The organism is Amycolatopsis sp. WGS_07, assembly GCF_045278895.1.
In the GTDB taxonomy this organism is placed as follows: domain Bacteria; phylum Actinomycetota; class Actinomycetes; order Mycobacteriales; family Pseudonocardiaceae; genus Amycolatopsis.
In genome coordinates this window covers 4,356,540-4,373,265 of sequence record NZ_CP136053.1, presented here as the reverse complement: position 1 = coordinate 4,373,265, position 16,726 = coordinate 4,356,540, and the positions used below count along the sequence as shown (strand labels likewise).

Annotated in this window: 16 protein-coding genes and 1 pseudogene; 5 read left to right on the top strand and 12 right to left on the bottom strand. The window is 69.6% G+C overall.

All coding sequences use genetic code 11. The features are described from left to right. Positions 1-114: 114 nt before the first annotated feature. Together RPX00_RS20950 and RPX00_RS20945 are read right to left on the bottom strand one after the other, a co-directional pair. Positions 115-1,947, bottom strand: a complete 1,833-nt coding sequence (locus RPX00_RS20950) for a heparinase (protein ID WP_406641664.1) — start codon at positions 1,945-1,947, stop codon at positions 115-117. Continuing rightward, on the bottom strand, positions 1,940-3,286 hold the full coding sequence (locus RPX00_RS20945; RefSeq protein WP_406641662.1) for an alpha-L-fucosidase: 1,347 nt from the start codon (positions 3,284-3,286) through the stop codon (positions 1,940-1,942). Before RPX00_RS20945 ends, RPX00_RS20950 begins: the two co-directional genes overlap by 8 nt. 54 nt (positions 3,287-3,340) lie before the next feature. Between RPX00_RS20945 and RPX00_RS20940 the strand changes: the two genes are divergently transcribed. Further along, complete coding sequence (locus RPX00_RS20940; RefSeq protein WP_406641660.1) at positions 3,341-4,150, top strand: ribonuclease activity regulator RraA; 810 nt, start codon at positions 3,341-3,343, stop codon at positions 4,148-4,150. Between the two features lie 12 nt (positions 4,151-4,162). Here RPX00_RS20940 and RPX00_RS20935 read toward each other — a convergent pair whose 3' ends face one another. Next, the gene (locus tag RPX00_RS20935) at positions 4,163-5,620 is read right to left on the bottom strand and encodes an MFS transporter (protein WP_406641658.1); all 1,458 of its coding nucleotides are present in this window, start codon (positions 5,618-5,620) and stop codon (positions 4,163-4,165) included. Between the two features lie 60 nt (positions 5,621-5,680). Next, entirely contained in the window at positions 5,681-7,015 is a 1,335-nt protein-coding gene (locus RPX00_RS20930) for a pyridoxal phosphate-dependent decarboxylase family protein (RefSeq protein WP_406641656.1), read from the bottom strand. A 96-nt stretch (positions 7,016-7,111) separates the two neighbouring features. On the opposite strand from RPX00_RS20930, the gene RPX00_RS20925 reads away from it, so the two are divergent. Both RPX00_RS20925 and RPX00_RS20920 read left to right on the top strand, forming a co-directional pair. Continuing rightward, positions 7,112-7,462 (top strand): hypothetical protein, encoded by a 351-nt coding sequence (locus RPX00_RS20925; protein WP_406641654.1) that lies wholly within the window; start codon positions 7,112-7,114, stop codon positions 7,460-7,462. 64 nt (positions 7,463-7,526) lie between these two features. Next, a complete protein-coding gene (locus RPX00_RS20920) occupies positions 7,527-7,874 on the top strand; it encodes a helix-turn-helix domain-containing protein (protein ID WP_406641653.1) in 348 nt (115 codons plus the stop codon). Positions 7,875-8,020: 146 nt separating this feature from the next. Here RPX00_RS20920 and RPX00_RS20915 read toward each other — a convergent pair whose 3' ends face one another. The 5 genes and pseudogenes from RPX00_RS20915 to RPX00_RS20895 all read right to left on the bottom strand — a co-directional run bounded on the left by RPX00_RS20915 (position 8,021) and on the right by RPX00_RS20895 (position 12,236). Next, complete coding sequence (locus tag RPX00_RS20915) at positions 8,021-8,611, bottom strand: ClpP family protease (RefSeq protein WP_406641651.1); 591 nt, start codon at positions 8,609-8,611, stop codon at positions 8,021-8,023. Then, positions 8,608-9,222 (bottom strand): ClpP family protease, encoded by a 615-nt coding sequence (locus tag RPX00_RS20910; protein ID WP_406641649.1) that lies wholly within the window; start codon positions 9,220-9,222, stop codon positions 8,608-8,610. The genes RPX00_RS20915 and RPX00_RS20910 overlap by 4 nt, the downstream gene beginning before the upstream one ends. A 79-nt stretch (positions 9,223-9,301) precedes the next feature. Continuing rightward, positions 9,302-10,852: a hypothetical protein gene (locus RPX00_RS20905; protein WP_406641648.1), complete on the bottom strand. Its 1,551-nt coding sequence runs from the start codon at positions 10,850-10,852 to the stop codon at positions 9,302-9,304. Between the two features lie 25 nt (positions 10,853-10,877). After that, positions 10,878-11,550 (bottom strand): annotated as a pseudogene (locus RPX00_RS20900) (haloacid dehalogenase type II). A gap of 29 nt (positions 11,551-11,579) precedes the next feature. Beyond that, complete coding sequence (locus RPX00_RS20895) at positions 11,580-12,236, bottom strand: TetR/AcrR family transcriptional regulator (RefSeq protein ID WP_406641645.1); 657 nt, start codon at positions 12,234-12,236, stop codon at positions 11,580-11,582. 51 nt (positions 12,237-12,287) lie between these two features. Between RPX00_RS20895 and RPX00_RS20890 the strand changes: the two genes are divergently transcribed. Next, positions 12,288-12,767, top strand: a complete 480-nt coding sequence (locus tag RPX00_RS20890) for a VOC family protein (protein WP_406641643.1) — start codon at positions 12,288-12,290, stop codon at positions 12,765-12,767. Here the strand turns inward: RPX00_RS20890 and mptB are convergent. The 3 genes from mptB to RPX00_RS20875 all read right to left on the bottom strand — a co-directional run bounded on the left by mptB (position 12,764) and on the right by RPX00_RS20875 (position 16,041). Continuing rightward, entirely contained in the window at positions 12,764-14,215 is a 1,452-nt protein-coding gene (gene mptB / locus RPX00_RS20885; RefSeq protein WP_406641641.1) for a polyprenol phosphomannose-dependent alpha 1,6 mannosyltransferase MptB, read from the bottom strand. The two genes, RPX00_RS20890 and mptB, sit on opposite strands and share 4 nt — an antisense overlap. A 116-nt stretch (positions 14,216-14,331) precedes the next feature. After that, complete coding sequence (locus RPX00_RS20880; protein WP_406641639.1) at positions 14,332-14,982, bottom strand: superoxide dismutase family protein; 651 nt, start codon at positions 14,980-14,982, stop codon at positions 14,332-14,334. Positions 14,983-15,105: 123 nt separating this feature from the next. Then, on the bottom strand, positions 15,106-16,041 hold the full coding sequence (locus RPX00_RS20875) for a hypothetical protein (RefSeq protein ID WP_406641638.1): 936 nt from the start codon (positions 16,039-16,041) through the stop codon (positions 15,106-15,108). 71 nt (positions 16,042-16,112) lie between these two features. On the opposite strand from RPX00_RS20875, the gene RPX00_RS20870 reads away from it, so the two are divergent. Then, a complete protein-coding gene (locus RPX00_RS20870; RefSeq protein ID WP_406641636.1) occupies positions 16,113-16,652 on the top strand; it encodes a PadR family transcriptional regulator in 540 nt (179 codons plus the stop codon). Positions 16,653-16,726 lie beyond the last annotated feature (74 nt).

Here is a 16,726-nt window from a genome sequence, read left to right as displayed (position 1 = left end):
GGACGCGTTCGGCAGCGCCGGACGTCCGGTCGGGCCGAACCGCGATCAGGGTCTTTTCATCGTCTATCGATAACTGATCGTAAACCTCGTCCCCCGCCTGTCAAGACCGGATTTTCACCGCCGCCAGCGCACCGCGACCCGGCGCGCGGCCGGATCGGTCACCCGCAAGGTGAGCCGGACGAGGACGTTCCCCCAGCTCAGCCGCAGGAGCGGATCGTCGAGCGGCTGCCGCCGCACCTCCGCGACCGCCACCTCGGGATCCCACGTCAGCCACAGCGTCCGGCCGTCCGCGGCGACCTCGGCCCAGCCCTCCCCGCACTCGACCGAACCGGCCAGGAGATGGTGCAGCAGAACGGGTTCCGGATCTCCGTCCCACTCGTCCTCGACCACCACCGCACGCTCCGCGCGGCACAACCGGACCGTCCGCTGCCAGCGCGGCACGGCACCGTCCGGATACGCCCCGCTCAGTTCCGCCCGCAGGCTCGGCACGCTGAGATCGGCTAACACCGCGCGAGCCCCGTGCTGTGAACCAGTCACTTGCTCCGCGCCGGGCTCCGGGACGTTGTGCCAAGCGCTGCGGAACGGCCACGCGTCGTACCGGTGCGGACCGAACGTCGCGGCGGTGTAGGTCGGCCGTCCGGCGTCCACGACCATCGGACGGCCGTCGAGCGCAACCCAATACGTGCCGACGTCCAGGTGGTTGTGGTGCTCCCCGTTGTGCCCGGCTTTCGCCGCCACCGCAAGCCCGTCGGTTCGGCCGTTTTCCTCGCGTGCCACCAAAATCTGGACCCGGGGGAACCACGCTTCGCGCGCCAGCCACGGCGTGTCCGGGCTGCCTTCGAGAGCCGCCCGGCACCAGCTTGGGTCTCGTAATGCGGCGAGTGCGCGGCCAAGTCCGGCCACCGGATGCACCGCGCGACCGGACAACCGCGCGCCGGCCGCCGCGTGTGCCGCCGTTTCCGGCTGCCCCAGCCGCAGACCCCACTGGTACGGCACATGCCAGGGCTGAGTCATCAGCAGCCGCGCGGAAGCGTCCCCGACGTTGACGTACCAATCCTCGCCGAGATGCATCCGCTGTGGATAACGCAGCAGCTCTGTGAACCGTTCACACACGTCCGGACCGCCGATGTCCGCCAGCAGGTCCAGCGCTTCCAGTAGCCGGCACGGGCCTTGCCACCAGTACGCGATGCCCTCGTCGATGGCCCCGTCGTCGGGCAGCGCGGCGAGGTAGTGCTCAAGTCCTTCGCCGACCAGCCGCACGAGCCGGGCCTGCCGCGTGTGATCGGTGCACAGGAACACCGCGGCGGCGAGAACCGCGCCGTGAATCCACGGATTCCAGTTGTTCGCCGTGCCGTCCGCGCCGATCCACGCCCAGTCCCGGATCCGCTCGAACGGACCGAGCACGCGCCGGTCCGCCTCGCGCCGGAGACGGCGGCGCAAGCCTGGGGCGCGCAGGTCCAGATGCGGGCCGAGCACCTGGTCAGCCCAGGCGAAGAGGGACACCACGTCGGCCGCGCCGAGGTCGAGGAACGGTTCGTCCGGGTCTGGGAGGACGTCGCCGCGGGCCGCGGTGAACCGGTCGTGCGGGGCCCAGCACCAGGTGGTCGCCTCGGCGAGCGCGACCAGGCCGTCGATCGCCGCGTCGAGGTGCGGGCACTCCCCCGGCGACGCGGCGGCTGGCGCGGCTTCACCGGTGAGCACCGCGGCCAGGACCAGCACGGTGACGCGTTCCTTCAGCAGCCGGACCTGCGTTTCGTACGCACCGCGGTTGCCGTCGCGGAACGGGCGGGCCCAGTCACTCGCCAGCAATTGCGGGGCCGGACGGTCGAGTTCGCGCGCAGCCTCGGCGAGAATGTCTTGCCGGGTCGAGGTTTCTGCCGCCTCCCAGACGTCCCGGTCGGTGACGTCCGGCAGGTTCGGGTCCATTTCGGACAGTCGCTCAAGCATCGGCTTCAAGGAACAGCTCGAGGACCGGGAGCAGCACGTCCGGCGCGATGATCGGCAGGGTCAGGGTGAGCGTGCCCGCGTCCTGGCTCGGCGGCGCGAGGTTGTTGTGCTCGTGGTTTTCCCCGTCCAGCTGGTGAAACCGCACCTCAGAACCGTCGTGCAGCAGCTGCGCGTACCGGACGCGGCCGGCCAGCCCCGGCAGGTGGAGGTGTTTGAGCGGCCAGGACAGCAGATGTGCGTACAACCGGTCGCCGACCTGCGTGTACAGGACGTTCGACGGCGGCGTGAACTCCGCCGGGCCAGCGTCGTGCACCGAGCGTTCGTGCAGCTGCATCCACTCGCCGATGGCGGCGAGCGTCTCGCGAGCGCGCGGGTCGAGCGCGCCCCGGCCGGTCGGGCCGACGTTCAGCAGCAGATTTCCGCCGCACGCCACCGACTGGACCAGCATCCGCACCAGCATTCCGGGGTCTTTGTACTCGTGGTTGTCGCGGTCGTAGCCCCAGGATCCGTTGAGCGTGTGGCAGGCTTCCCAGCGCACCGGCACGCCGTCGCGTTCCAGCGGACGGTCCGGTTGGTACTGCTCGGGCGTCACGTAATCGCCGGGGATGCCGAGGCGGTCGTTGACCAGAATTCCCGGACGCAGCTCGCGGACGAGGGCCAGCAGTTCCTCCGCGCCCCAGTCCTCGGGACCTTTCGCCGGGTAGGTGAAGTCGAAGAACAGCAGGTCGATGTCGCCGTACTCGGTGAGCAGCTCGGTGATCTGGCCGCGCAGGAATTCGCGGTAGCGGGCCATGTCGCGCGGTTGTTCCAGCGCGGCTGCGTCGGCGTGCAGCGGGTGATAGCGGTCGATCTCGAAATCCGGGTGATGCCAGTCGAGCAGCGAGTAGTACAGCCCGACGCGAATGCCCTCGGCGCGCATCGCGTCGGCGAACTCGGCCACCAGGTCGCGGCCGGTGACGCGGACCGAGTGGTAGTCGGTCAGTTTCGAGCCGAAGAGGCAGAAGCCGTCGTGGTGCTTGGCGGTCAGCACCGCGTAGCGCATCCCGGCCGCGCGGGCGGCTTTGGCCAGCGCCGGGGCGTCGAACTGGTCGGGATCGAAACGTTCGAGGTAGCGGTCGTAATCGGCGTCCGGGATCGCCTCGCGGCTGCGGACCCATTCGTGCCGCGCGGCCAGGCTGTAGAGGCCGAAGTGGACGAACAATCCGAACCGGGCCGGCTCGAACCAATCCGGGGATGCGGGCACAGCGGTCTCCTTCCGCGGGACCTGGCGGGACCCCCGGGACCGCTGCGGGGTCTCCGAGGTTGACAGCCGTCGGCCGTCGGCGGTTACATCTACCATCGATAGACGATAATGTCACCGTCACCCGGACGGCGACGCGCGGAGAGGCACGCCATGGACGCGAACGGCCGGCAGGCTGTCCCAGCAGGGGAAACCGACACGTACGACTCGAAGCTGGCGCCGGTGCAGACCGCGACCTTCACCCGGCCGACCGCGCGGATGGTCGAGGCACTGGACGACGTGAGCGCGGCGACGGCGTGCGCGAAGCTGCACCAGATGGGCATCACCCGGACCTTCCTCGACGGCCCGGTCCCGCTGCACCGGACGCCGGACGTCAAGGTGGTCGGCGGCGCGGTGACGCTGCAGTTCCTGCCGCAGCGCGAGGACGTTTTCTCCGGCACCGCACAGGAGGACGCCGAGCGCAAAACCGCGTTGTGGCAGGTGCTGGAGTCGATCAAGCCCGGTGACGTGCTGGTTGTTTCCGCGTTCGGCAGCCACTTCACCGGCTGTCTCGGCGACATGCTGGTGCGCTACTTCAAACTGCGCGGCGGTGCCGGAATCGTGGTGGACGGCCGGGTTCGCGACGCCGCGCGGATCCGCGCGCTGGGCGTTCCGGTGTGGTGCACCGGAACAACGCCGCACTACGCGTCGCAGTCGGAACTGTTCCCGGCGGCGTTCAACGTCCCGGTCGGCGCTGGCGGCGCACTGGTGACACCGGGCGATTTGATCGTGGCCGACGAGGACGGTGCGGTCGTGGTGCCGCAGCAGAAGGCGCTGGCGATCGCCGAGGATTCCCTTGCCCACCAAGACAAAGAGGCGTTCGCCCGGCGACGGCTCGACGAGGGCGGCCGGTTGTCGGACTACTATCCGCTGACCGGGCGCGGGCTGGAGGAGTACGTCGCGGCGCAGACCTTCGCCGACTGATCGGCCGCGATCTTACGACGGAATCGCCTTGGGTTCGGCGGTTTTCGCCGCCGCGGTTCCACCAGATGCCGGAGTCCGGCCGTGCCGCATCACCAATGTCAGCACAAGCGCGAGCACGCTGACGCCGAGCAACACGAAGTACGCCGCTTGATATCCGGTGTCGCTGGTAATCGAGGCACCGGAACTGAGCCGGACTTGATGGGCGGAAGTGACCGCGCCGACGATTGCCGTGCCGAGCGTATTCATCACGCCAAGCGCGGTGTACAGGAGCGAAGTCGTGACACCCTGCGCTTCCGCTGGCACCGCTTCGATGACGAGATTATTGGCCCCCGCGTACAGAAATCCGAGCCCGATACCCATGAGCGCGGCGATCACCACGATCAGGACCGGACCGCTCAACTGTCCGAAAAGGATCAGCACCACCCCGCCGAGCGTGCCGATAATCGAGGTGAGCAAAGCGGTTCTCGGCGCGAACCTCCGGCACACCCATCCGGCCACGTACCCGGCGGCGGCACCGACGACCCCGAACGGGAGACCGTAACTGACCCCGTATTCCAATGCGTTCATGCCGAGACCGTGCTCCGCGACCCCGGGAATGTGCGGAGTCCGCAGCAGTTGCGGGATGAGCACGGAACTGTTGGCCGTGGTCACGAAAATGGCGGTTCCCGAAGCAAGCAGCGTCAGCCACACCTTCGGTTCCGACACCAGCGCGAGATCGATCAACGGTTCAGCGCGCCGGCGCTCGACAATGACGAAAAGCGCCAGCAGCACAAGGGAAAGCACCAGCAGGTAACCGAGGTACTCCTTCTCGACCAGCCCGAGCACGAGGACCGCCATTCCCGCTCCGAGCAGGAGACCACCGGCGACGTCGATCCGGCGTTTGATCCGCACCCGGGTTTCGGGAACGACCAGCAGCACGAGCGTCGAGACGACGACGTCGTACCCGAGCGTGAACCAGAAGGCGCTGCGGAAGCCGAAGGCCTCGACCAAATACCCGCCGAGCAGCGGACCGCCGAACGCGGCGACCCCGGTGCCGACCCCGAGCGCACCGACGCCGAGCGGCACCAGCCGCGGCGGGAAGAGGTCGCGGATGAGGCCGTAACCGGCGACGTACGCGACGATGAAAGCAGACTGGAGCACGCGTCCGGTCAGGAACAGCCAGTACACCGGAGCCAGCGCGCAGATCAGCGAACCGGCGCCGAACATGACGGCCGCGGCCAGGAGAACTTTCTTCTTGCCGTGCGCGTCGGCGAGTTTCCCGGCGATCGGGAGGAACACCAGCGACGCGACGAAGACGACGGTCATCACCAGCGCCACCTGGTCGGTGCCGAAGGCGGCGGCGATGTCGGGCAAGCCCACCCCGACGAGGGTGAACTCGAAGTTGGCGTTCTCGGTCAGGAGTGCGATCGCGACGACGATCAGCACGTAATACCAGGTCGGCCGCTCGGCGGTGCGCGGTTCCTCAGCCATGCGCACCGATGTAACCGGCGGCCCGCCCGGGACGGACAGATCAATCCCGCTGGCCGGGACTCAGTCCGCCAACCGGTCGAGCGCTTGCTTGAGCTGCGGAATCCAGGCCTCGTGCTCCGGCTTCATCAGCACCGACCGGAGGATCGTGACCGTCTCGGCGTCGCGTTCGACGTCCGGGTGCAGCGCGGCGAACGCGTCCGCGTCGACGCGCAAGGTGGACAGATACAGCGGGTTGTCCGCGTCCGCCATCCCCTTCTGCAGGATGGTGTTGGCCGCTTCGGAGATCTCGCTCATCCGGGCCCGCCGGGGCCAGTACGCGACAATGTCCAAAGTGGGCTCGAGGTGCAGCGCGAAGCGGTCGGATTCCTTGAGCTGACCGGCGAAATCGTTTGCCGCCCGACGGCAAGCGGCCAGCAGCTTCCCGAGCCCGCGGTCACGCTCCAGCGGAAACGCTTGCAGGGTAAGCCAAAGCGCTCCGGCGGCGGCACCCGCGCGAGAGCATTCCAGGGAGATCTCGCCGAGGTGCAGCTCGTCGGAGGTGAAGTAGGTATAGGGCGAATCGTGTTTGTAGAATCGGCCGACCGCTGGATCGGCGAACAGCACCGCACCACAGCCATACGGCTGAAGCCCGTGCTTGTGCGGATCGACGACGACGGAATCGCACGCACCGATCGCATGGTAGGCCTCGTACTCGTCCAGCAGCGCGTAAAACCCGCCGTACGCCCCGTCGATATGCAGGCGGACGCCGTAACGTTCCTTCAGCGCAAGCGCCTGCCGGATGTCGTCGACCGCGCCGAGCCCGGTCGTCCCCGGCGTCAGCACGACCGTGCCCACCCCGCCGCCGCGGACTTCGGCTTCGACGGCCTCCAGGTCGATCCGCCCGTCCGGAAGTGCCCGCACCGCACGGGATTCCACGCCGAGCACCTGGCACATCCGGCCGTGCGTGTAGTGCGCGTCCCGCGAATGGACGACGGCCTTGCCCGGGGCCAGTTCGCGGGCGACCCAGAGCGCTTCGAGGTTCGCGATGGTCCCGCTGGAGGTGAGGTGCCCGAGCGACGGTTCGGCGAATCCGAACATCCGCGCCAGGTCCGCAACGACCTCGACCTCCATCGGCGAGGTGGCCTGCGAGGCGTCGAGGGCGTGGTTGTTCGGGTTGACCACCATGGCCGCGAGGTAGGCGGCGACCGCGACCGGATGCGGCGGTTTGAGCATCTGGCCCGCGTACCGCGGGTGGAAGAACGGGAAGGACGCGTCCATCCGAGCTGCATAGGCGTCGAGCAGCGCGGGGAGGTCGGCGTCCGGGCTGCTCGCCGGGGACGGGGTGAACGGGCCCCATTTGCGTTCCCACGCCTCGACGCCGCGGAGGGCCTGGTCGATCAGTTCGCGCCGGTCCATGGTGGGCAGCCTACCGATCATCGGGCGGTCGCTCGGATTTTTCGCGACGGCGTTCTAGGGTGTGCCGCATTGGTTCTCTCGCGGTGAGGAGCTTCGATGACTGCCGGCCCGCCTGAACAGCAACCGCCGCAGTGGCCTGTCCAGCCGATGCCCCAGCACTACCCCGGCTACGCGCCCTACCCGCCCGCACCGGCGAACGGCGTCTGGCTCGGCGCGGCGGCCCTGGTCCTGGGCCTCCTCGGCTGTGTAGTCCCGCTGCTGCCGATCGACCTGTCCGGCATCCGGGCCTACCTCGCCCTCCCCTTCGGACTGGCCGGGCTGACCTGCGGAATCGTCGGCCTCGTCGGACGCCGCACCGGCAAACCGCTGTCCGCGACCGGCGTCGCGGTCTCCGCGATCGCGCTGGTGCTCGGCGTGATCATGCTCGGCAACCTGGTCGCGGGCTGACGAACCGTTCTGCCGTGAGCGGAACGGCTGTTCCCAGGGCGCGGTCTGATGCCAGGCTGGGCCTATGGCGGACATCCTTCCTTTCCACCAGCGCCGCGCCCCCGCCCGGGACGACGAGGCGGAACCGCTGTGGCGCGAGGTGCTCGGCCGCAGCCTCCGCTCGGCCAGGGAAACCCAGGGCGAGCGGCTCGTCGACGTCGCCGAGCGGGCCGGGATCTCGCCGCAGTACCTGTCCGAGATCGAACGCGGCCGGAAGGAACCGTCGAGCGAGATGATCGCCGCGGTCACCGGGGCGCTCGGCGTGGACCTCGCCGGGCTGCTGAGCGGGATCGCCATGGACATCCGGCGGGTCAGCGTGGTCGGGCCGCGGCCGACGCGCCGTCCGGCCGGGCCCGTGCTGATGGCCGCCTGAACCAGCCCGGATTGTCGTCCGTGAAGGACTCCTTGAGGGAATCAGATTCCCTCAAGGAGTCCTTCACGGACCTCCGGAAGCGGCTGCGTCCCAGCGGGCCAGACCCCCAGGCCGACCCGCGGCTCGGCGGACCCAAGGCGTCAGCCTCACGGACGCTCCGCGATCACCTGGTCCGCCAGCCCGTACTCCACCGCCCCGGCGGCGTCGAACACCCGGTCGCGATCGGTGTCGTGCCGCAGTTCCGCCACGTCGTGCCCGGTGTGGCTCGACACGATCTCCTCCAGCTGCGTCCGCACCCGCACCACCTCGTCGGCCTGCAGGATCAGGTCCGGGATCGTCCCCCGCCCTTGCGCGGCGGGCTGATGCAGCACGACCCGCGCGTGCGGCAGCACCGAACGCCGTCCCGCCGCGCCGGCGGCCAGCAGCACCGCGCCGGTCGCGACCGCCTGGCCGACGCAGGTCGTCGCCACCGGGGCCTTGATGAAGCGCATCGTGTCGTAGAGCGCCAGCATCGCGGACGGGTCGCCGCCCTCGGAGTTGATGTACAGGTTGATTTCCTGCTCCGGATTGTCCGACTCCAGGAACAGCAGCTGCGCGATCAGCGCGTTGGCGACGCCCGAGTCGATCGCCGTGCCCAGGTACACGATCCGTTCGGACAGCAGGTGCGAGTAGACGTCCATGATCCGCTCGCCGCCGGGGCTGCGGGTCACGACGTTCGGGATGGTGTAGGTGCTCATGCGCGTACCCCCAGGCCCATTGCGTGCGTGCGCACCGGCACGACCTGCTCCAGGCGGTCGACGATCTGGTCGATGAAGCCGTAGTCCTTCGCCTCGGACGCGGTGTACCACCGGTCGTGCAGGGAATCGGCGAAAATCCGGTCGAAGGGCTGTCCGGTGTCCTCCGCGGTGAGGCCGAGGACGGTGTCCCGCGTGTAGCGCAGGTCGTCGGCCTGTACCTCGACCTCCACGGCCGAACCGCCGATCCCCGACGAACCCTGGTGCATCAGGATCCGCGCGTGCGGCAGGGCGAACCGCTTCCCCGGAGTGCCCGCGGACAACAGGAATTGCCCGGCGCTGCACGCCAAACCGAGCGCGAGCGTCGAAACGTCGCAGGGCACCAGCCGCATCACGTCGCGGATCGCCAGCATCGACGGGACCGAACCGCCGGGCGAGTGGATCCACAGCGCGATGTCCTTGACCGGGTCCTCGCCGGCCAATGACAGCATCTGGGTCGCGAGGACCGTCCCGTTGTCGTCGTCGAGCACGCCGTCCAGTACGAGGACCCGCTGGCTCAGGAACCGTTCCCGGAGCCGCTGGTCGAACATCGGCGGAGTCGATTCGTTGGTCATGCCCCGACTGTGCCGCCGCGGACCCCGTCGCGGCCGCTTTCGCTGCCCACGGCGGATCTGCTGTGAGCAGCGCGGAAACTCAGGCGGTTTTGCGGACCAGGTTCGTGTACCCGGCCAGCGCCAGCGTCGCCAGTCCCCACACCGCGACCTGCACGCCCCAGATCGCCGCGGTGAACACCTGACCGGCGGCGCTGGCGGTGTCGAGGTCGCAACGGCTGCGCAGGCCGGTCGGCGCGATCGGCAGGCCCCGGTCGAGGCCGAGGCCGATCAGTTCGACCGGCGAGCACGACGTCCCGGTCGCGACGCGTTCGGCGGCGTGGTGCCCCGGCCGGGTTTCCGTTGCCCCGGCCCACAATCCGAGCGCTCCGGCGGCGACGAGCGCGAGCAGCAGCGCCGCCGCCGTGCGCCGGGCGCGGTAGCCGTATCCGGCCAGCGCGCCCCAGATCCAGTGGAACAGCCGCGACATCCGCCCGCCGAGCGCGTCCGGCAACCGGCGGCGCAGGTCGTCCTGCTGGGCGATCAGGATGGCGCGCGCGTTGCCGTCGTGGCCCGCGGTGCGTTCGACCGCCGCCAGCTTCTGGTAGCCGGTGGCGTCGTAGTACTCGGTGTGGCAGCGAAGCAGATGCAGCCACCGCCGCCAGCCGAACGCCGGGTCGATCGCGGTGTAGGTGAACCCGTCCAGCCACACCAGTCCGGGATGCCGGCACTCGGCGTTCGTGCGGCCGTCCGGGCACACGAGGTCGTCCGGCATGAACACCGTGGTGGCCTTCGCGTCGGAAAGGCTCAGCAGCCGGTTGTCCGGCGAGGTGATGCGGGTGGTCGAGGAGAACTCGAGCTGCCCGCCGATCTGCGCGCCCTGCAAGCGCACCGCGCCGATCTCCCCGGTGCCGGTCAGTTCCGTGTCCCGGATCAGCATGCTGCGGCCGACCGTCAGGGTGTCCGCCTCGATCGCCGGTCCGCGGTCGTTGGCGATCCTGACGCTCTGGCATTCCAGCGGACCGCCGATGCGCGCTCCGTTGAGGTGGAGCGCGCCGTCGATCGACGAACCGCTGATCCGCGTTCCGCGGTGCAGGTACAGGCCGCTGCCCAGGTCCGCCGAACTCGCCTCCAGCGCGAGCCCGTCCGGATTCGTGATCTCGGCTTCCCGGCACAGCAGGCTCCCGCCGATGCGCGCGCCGATCAGCCGGATCGCGCCGTCCGGCGTGCCGCCGGTGATCCGCACGCCGTCGGACAGGTGCAGGTCGCCCTCGATCCGCACGCGCGAGGCCTGCAGGCTGGGCACCAGGCCGCCGATCAGGTACAGATGCGGCAGCGTCGCCTGGCGCGCGAGGACGGACTCGTCGAAGACGCAGTTGAGCAGCATCATCCCCGCCGTCGCGGTGGCGCCGTCGAGGTTCAGCTCGCCGGTGATGCGGACGCGGGCCAGGAGGATCCCGCGCGGGTCGAGGTCGCCGTGCCTGCCGAGCAGCAGGTCCCGCAGCACCTCCGCGCGCAGGAGATGGTCCGGGTTCTCGGTTTCGGCCAGGTCGGCGACCTCGATCTGTTCGGCGCCGAGCAGCTCGCCTTCCCGGGCCGCCTCGACGACACGGCGTTCGAAGTCGCTGAGATCGGTCACCCGGGGCGCAGTCACGCCGGAATCATGCCGGGTCCGGCGCTCAGCCGCGACGAGACGCGCGCTCGAGCTGGTCGGCGAGGTCCGCGAGCCCGTCGGCCTGCAGGTCGAAGCGGTCGGCGGGACCGGGCGGGTCGCCGACCGGACGGCCGACGTACGCGGTCCGCATCCCGGCCGCCTGCGCCCCACGCAGATCCCAAGCGTGCGCGGCGACCATCAGCAGCCGCTCCGGCGCGCGGCCCGCGACGTCGATGGCGAGGCGGTAGACGTCCGGAGCTGGCTTGTAGGTGCGAACGTCCTCAGCGGACAGTGCGGTGTGCCAGCGCAGCCCCGCGTGTGCACACAGGTCGAGCAACGCTGTCCGGCTCGCATTGGACAGCCCGACGAGCGGGAAGCGTTCCGCGAGACGAGCGAGCCCGGCGACGGTATCCGGCCACGGCGGCAGGTGCCGGGCCGCGAGTGCCAGTTCGGCCGCGTCTCCGATACCGACTGCCTGCGCGGCTTCCCGGTCGATGACGTCACTCGCGACGAACGGCCGTTCCCCGGCGACAATGCGCGCCTGCTCCCGCTCGACGTGCTTCTGCCACACCGAAAGCGCCTGCTCGACCTCCGGTTCGGCGAGCAGAAGGCGCGATTTTCCGGATCGCAGCGCGGATTCCGGCCGGTTCGTCGACGAGCGTGCCCAGTACGTCGAACACGAGCACATCGATGTCCATGAACGTTCTCTCCCCCTGCTCTTCGCAACTTAACCTGACAGCTGCGGGCGGGGCAACAACGTTCGCAGTGCTTCCCGCAGCCAAGGCCCGTATTCCGCGGCGGACCAGCCGTTGGCCCGGCGCAGGTGCACCATCGTGTCAGCGCACAGCAAGACGTCCGTGGTGACCGCGAGCCGCTCAATGTCCACAGTGGACTCCAGCAGCCCGTCCGTGACCGCACGGGACCAGAATTCCTGGCACAGCCGCGCCGTCTCCCGCCGCCCGGACTGGGCAGCCTCGGCGATCTCCGGCTCCGCACCCTCGGCTTGCGCCGCCACCTCAAGCAAGGCTCCGGCCCGGTCCGCGATTCCTGCTGTGACGTCGACCAGCGCGTTCAACCGTTCCGGCAAGGTCCGGCCAGTCATCGCGTCCTGCGCCCGAGACCGGTGCGCGACGTCGACCGGCTCCGCGTCGCCCACGAGCGCTTCGTCGATGACCCGCCGGAACAGCGCGGCCTTGGTGCCGAAGCGGACGTACACGGTCCTCGGCGCGACCCCGGCCCGCCGCGCGACCTGCGTAAGCGCGGTGGCCGCGTAGCCGTGCTCCAGGAACAGCTCCCGCGCCGCAGCGACCACGAGCGCCTCGGTCCGCGCGATCCGGGCGGCCCCGAACTCGGCTCGCGCATCAGGCTTGACCTGGTCTTTCATCAGATGCATCATAACTGCATTGCAGTCTTACTGCACCAGTGGAGGTCACCGATGATTCCCACCCTCGACGGAGTGCATCACCTGAAGCTGCCGGTGACCGATCTGGAGCGGTCGTCCGCCTGGTACGCCGACCGGCTCGGCTACGCGATCGCGCTCGAATTCCGGCAGCACGGCCGCCGGACCGGCGTCACCATGACGCATCCGCGCGGCGGGCCGGATCTCGGCCTCGTGCTCAACCCGGAGCTGGCCCGCGCGGCGGCCGGGTTCGACTACTTCTCCATCGGCGTCCCCGACCGCGAGGGCCTCACCGCCCTCGCCGACGACCTCACGCGCCGCGGCGAACAGCACGCGGGCGTCCATTTCGCGACCGTCGGCTGGATCCTGCCCGGCCTGCACGATCCGGACGGGCACGAAGTCCGCTTCTACACCACCGAATCGCACACCACTCTCGACCCGGCGAACCCGCTGGTGGTCGAGGACGCGATCGCCTCCGCCCGAGCCGCCGAGCAGGTCTGGCTGAGCCAGCATTAGTCCACTGTGGACGCTTTCCGCAGCGCGAAGTACGCCGCCACCACGACCGCCAGCCCGATCACGTACCCGAGCACCAGCAACCCGACACGCCCGCTGAAGTTGCCACCCACCGGCGGCAGCACGACGGAAAACACCGTGACGAGCGTGATCACCACCGAGCGCACGCGTCCGGCAGGCAACGACGCGGCCAGCGGAACCGCCGCCCACAGCAGGTACCACGGCTGCACGACGGGCCCGAAAATCACCACCACGCTCAGCATCAGCCCGAGCGAACGGACCGCGTCGATCCGGCCGGTCCACTGGCGCTGCAGCACCACGACGATCCCGGCCGCGGTGAGCACGTAACCGATGATCTTGCCGACGCCGATCATCGTCTGCGTGATGTGCGCGCCGAACAGCGAACCGACGCCGCCGACGAGGAAGCCGAACCAGTTCGTGGGCGCCATCCAGCTGTTGACCTCCCCCGAGGTGGTCAACGCGGAGATCCAGCTGAACCCGATCCCCGACGCCAGCGAGACCGCCGCGGACACCGCTACGAAGACCACCACCATCGCCGCGCCGGCGAGCAGGAATTCGCCGATCCGCCCGCGCCGCCGGGCGATCGCCGTCCCGACTGCGGCCAGCGCGACCAGCGCCGGCACTTTCACCTCCGCGCCGAGCGCGATCAGCAGCACCCCGCCGGCGAGCGGCCACCAGCGGATCCGGTCGCCGATCGCGTCCAGCGCGACCGCCGTGCCCGCGACCATCAGGCCGAGCATCAGGGAATCGTTGTGCATTCCGGCGACGACGTGCCACAGCACCAGCGGGTTCAGCACGCCCAGCCACAACGCGACTCGCGGCGACGCCCCCGCCTTGGCCGCCAGCCGCGGCACCGCCCACGCGATCAGCACGAGCCCGGCCACCTCGACCAGCCGGTGCAGCGCGACGCCGGCGATCGGATTCCCGCCGGACACCTGCGCGATGACCCGCTGCACCACCCCGAACAACGGCCCGTACGGCGACGGCGTCTCGCGCCAGTAAACGCTGACCCGGCCGACGATGTCCGACGCCGGACCCAGCGCCTGCTGCGGGCCGACGGCGTTGAGGTCGAACCCGTGCGCGGCCACCGCACCCTGCGCGAGATAGCTGAACACGTCCCCGCTGAACAGCGGCGGCACGACGAGCAGCGGCCCGCACCACAACGCGAGCGTCCACTTCAGCCAGCCCGCGTCCGGGGTGTCCGCGGCGAGTACGCGTCCGCCGAGCAGCACCCACGCGAGCACCACCAGCCCGACCCCGGCGATCCCGCCCGCGAACGGCAGCACCCCGGACATCCCGGCGGCCCCGGCGTACACGGCGACGGCCAGCAGCAGAGCCCCGCCGAAGCCGGTCCAGCGCAGGCTCGCCGGGGACGCGAACCCGAAGAACCGCGCGGGCCGCGAGAGCGTGTCCGGCTGAGTACTCGACATGCGGCAATCGTAGTAGCCGCCTGCACCGCACCCCGGCTACCGGTCCGTGAAGGACTCCCTGGGGGAATCAGATTCCCTCAAGGAGTCCTTCCCGGACAGTCCACAAAGGACAACGGTCAGTTCTGGTCGCGGGTGATCACGCCGCAGGCGAACCGGGTGCCCGCGTCGCCGGTCGCCAGCGTCTTCTCGTCCGGCACCGGAGCGTCCGGCTTGCCGCGGACGCTGTAGCGATCGGCCGGGATATTGGCGAAATTGTCGGACTTCGAGTGCACGATCAACGAGGTCCCGTCCGGGCCGAAAAGCTGGTCGAGGGTGAAGGTGTCCAGCACGAACTTCGTGTACCCGCGGCCGTTGGACTGCACGAGCACCGGCGTCAGCTGGCCGATCGGCAGTCCGGTGTGGTGGTCCATCGGCATCAGGTGGGCGCCGGCCGCGGTGAACGGGTTTTTCGGGTCGCCGACCGTGCAATTGCCTTTTTCGTGGACGTGCATGCCGTGGAACCCGGGCGTGAACTGGCTGGTGAGGTACACCTCGACCCAGACCTTGTGCGAACGGCGGTCCGCGGTGAACCACGCGGAACCGACCTCGTTGCCCTTGGCGTCCTTCAAGGTGGTGGATGCGGAGTCGCCGTCGCGGGCCGCCGAGCCGGCGGGTTGCCGGGCGGTGTCGGGCAGCTGCTGGCCGGTTTGGCTGACAGCCGCTGGCGCCACGCCAACGACCAGTGCGCAAGCGCCGAGCATGCCTGCGACAAACTTCTTTCTGCGCACGGTATCTCCCTGAGCGAACTGGTGATCTCTGACCGCTCCAGAATCGGCCCTCGCCTTCCCGGTGGCCAGGGGCCAGATGGAAGTAAAGAGTCCGGCACGCGGCGGAATGTCCAGGTTTCGCGGTCAGGCGGAATGTTCGGCGATCAGCCGCTGGACCATCGCATAAGCGGGTTTGGCGGAATAATCGTCGCGCAGCAGACCGAACCGGTTCTCCCGGGGACCGCTCGACAACCCGTCCCGCAGCCCGAAAATCTCATACGTGTCCACCCCCGCTTCAGGCAGCCCGAAAACGGTGCGCGCGACGGATTCCATCACCCGAGCCTGCTGTTCCTCCGAATTCTCCGGTCCGGTTGGCCATCCGGTTTCGGTGATGTGCATCGGCACCGAGCCGGGAATGCCGATTGCCGACGCGGACTCCCGAAACGACTGCACGACATACGTCACCGCGCTGGGCAACGCGTCCGCAGACACTGGCCGGAAAACGTCGGGAAAGAAATCCAAGCCAAGGAAATCCACCCTAGTCAATACTTCCGGGTCTACCGCCGAACGCACCGCGTCCCAGAACGGATCGCCCGGCAATGCGACCGCGGCGTTGAACCCGATCGCCACGTCGGCCCCCAGTCGCGTCCGCTCGTCGAGCGCCGCCGCGAGCCCCGCGCCCAACGCGTCGTAACAACCAGGACTGCCGCCGTCCAGCGGCGCGGCCACGTTCACCTCCTCGCAGACCTGCAGCTTCCCGCCGCCCAGTTCGGCGACCTCCCGGACCGCGGCGCGCACCGCGTCGGCGAACCCGCCCGGATCGACCTCCGGACTGCTGTAGCCGAGCACGTAATCCACCACCCGTCCGTCGCCGAGGTACGGCACGGGATCCGGCGGCGTCGGCTCGTGCGTGCCCCGGTAATGGCGATAGCAGCGCACATAGAACCGTTCCGTGCCCTTCGCGAGGTCCCGCAACGCTTCCGCGGTCCGCTCGACGTCTTCCGGCGGCGCGTCGACGAACGTTTCCAGCCGCACCAGATCCGCGCTCACCACGCCGGGCCACACGCCGAAGGTGATCATGACCATCCCTCTCCAGTAGTCGTATACGAGCAATGTACTCGTATACGACTAACGTGCGCTACCCTGGTCCGGTGCCGACGAACGCCCTCGACAACCCGCTCGTGCTGCCGATGCTCGGCCTGCTCGTGGAAACCCCGCGCCACCAGTACGCGCTGCTGCGCGAACTCCGCACGCGCTATCCGTTCCTGAATCCGAAGACGTCGACCGTGTACACGCTGGTCAGCACGCTGACCCGGCACGGGCTCGTCGAACCGGGCGGCGACGGCGACCCCCAGCCGGTCCGGCTGACCGACGCCGGCCTCGCCGATTTCCGCGCACGGATCGAACGGCAGTTGCGCGAGGCCGACCCGAACCTCGACTCCCGGTTCCTGATCGCGCTGGCCTACCTCGGCGCGCTCCCGCCGGCGCGCGCGGTGACCCTGCTGCGGGACCGCGCGGACCGCGTCCGGGACCAGCAGCACGAGCTGTCCGTGACGCTCGAAAGCGCCGATTTGCCGGAAATGCAGATGATCGAGGCGCATTTCCTGGTTTCGCGGCTCCGGCACGACGCCGCGTGGCTCGCCGCCACCGCGGCCCGGATCGAGAGCGGGGACCTCGTCCCGCCCCGGTGATCACAGCTTTCATCGTGATTTCATCGCCGCCCTTTACCGTGCGCGAGTGCCCGGCGACAGCTGGCCGGGCAGAG

Excerpts from the sequence above, each read along its gene's own strand:
- RPX00_RS20950 (WP_406641664.1), bottom strand. The coding sequence starts at position 1,947 with ATGCTTGAGCGACTGTCCGAAATGGACCCGAACCTGCCGGACGTCACC.
- RPX00_RS20945 (WP_406641662.1), bottom strand. The coding sequence starts at position 3,286 with ATGGTAGATGTAACCGCCGACGGCCGACGGCTGTCAACCTCGGAGACC.
- RPX00_RS20940 (WP_406641660.1), top strand. The coding sequence starts at position 3,341 with ATGGACGCGAACGGCCGGCAGGCTGTCCCAGCAGGGGAAACCGACACG.
- RPX00_RS20935 (WP_406641658.1), bottom strand. The coding sequence starts at position 5,620 with ATGGCTGAGGAACCGCGCACCGCCGAGCGGCCGACCTGGTATTACGTG.
- RPX00_RS20930 (WP_406641656.1), bottom strand. The coding sequence starts at position 7,015 with ATGGACCGGCGCGAACTGATCGACCAGGCCCTCCGCGGCGTCGAGGCG.
- RPX00_RS20925 (WP_406641654.1), top strand. The coding sequence starts at position 7,112 with ATGACTGCCGGCCCGCCTGAACAGCAACCGCCGCAGTGGCCTGTCCAG.
- RPX00_RS20920 (WP_406641653.1), top strand. The coding sequence starts at position 7,527 with ATGGCGGACATCCTTCCTTTCCACCAGCGCCGCGCCCCCGCCCGGGAC.
- RPX00_RS20915 (WP_406641651.1), bottom strand. The coding sequence starts at position 8,611 with ATGAGCACCTACACCATCCCGAACGTCGTGACCCGCAGCCCCGGCGGC.
- RPX00_RS20910 (WP_406641649.1), bottom strand. The coding sequence starts at position 9,222 with ATGACCAACGAATCGACTCCGCCGATGTTCGACCAGCGGCTCCGGGAA.
- RPX00_RS20895 (WP_406641645.1), bottom strand. The coding sequence starts at position 12,236 with ATGAAAGACCAGGTCAAGCCTGATGCGCGAGCCGAGTTCGGGGCCGCC.
- RPX00_RS20890 (WP_406641643.1), top strand. The coding sequence starts at position 12,288 with ATGATTCCCACCCTCGACGGAGTGCATCACCTGAAGCTGCCGGTGACC.
- mptB (WP_406641641.1), bottom strand. The coding sequence starts at position 14,215 with ATGTCGAGTACTCAGCCGGACACGCTCTCGCGGCCCGCGCGGTTCTTC.
- RPX00_RS20875 (WP_406641638.1), bottom strand. The coding sequence starts at position 16,041 with ATGATCACCTTCGGCGTGTGGCCCGGCGTGGTGAGCGCGGATCTGGTG.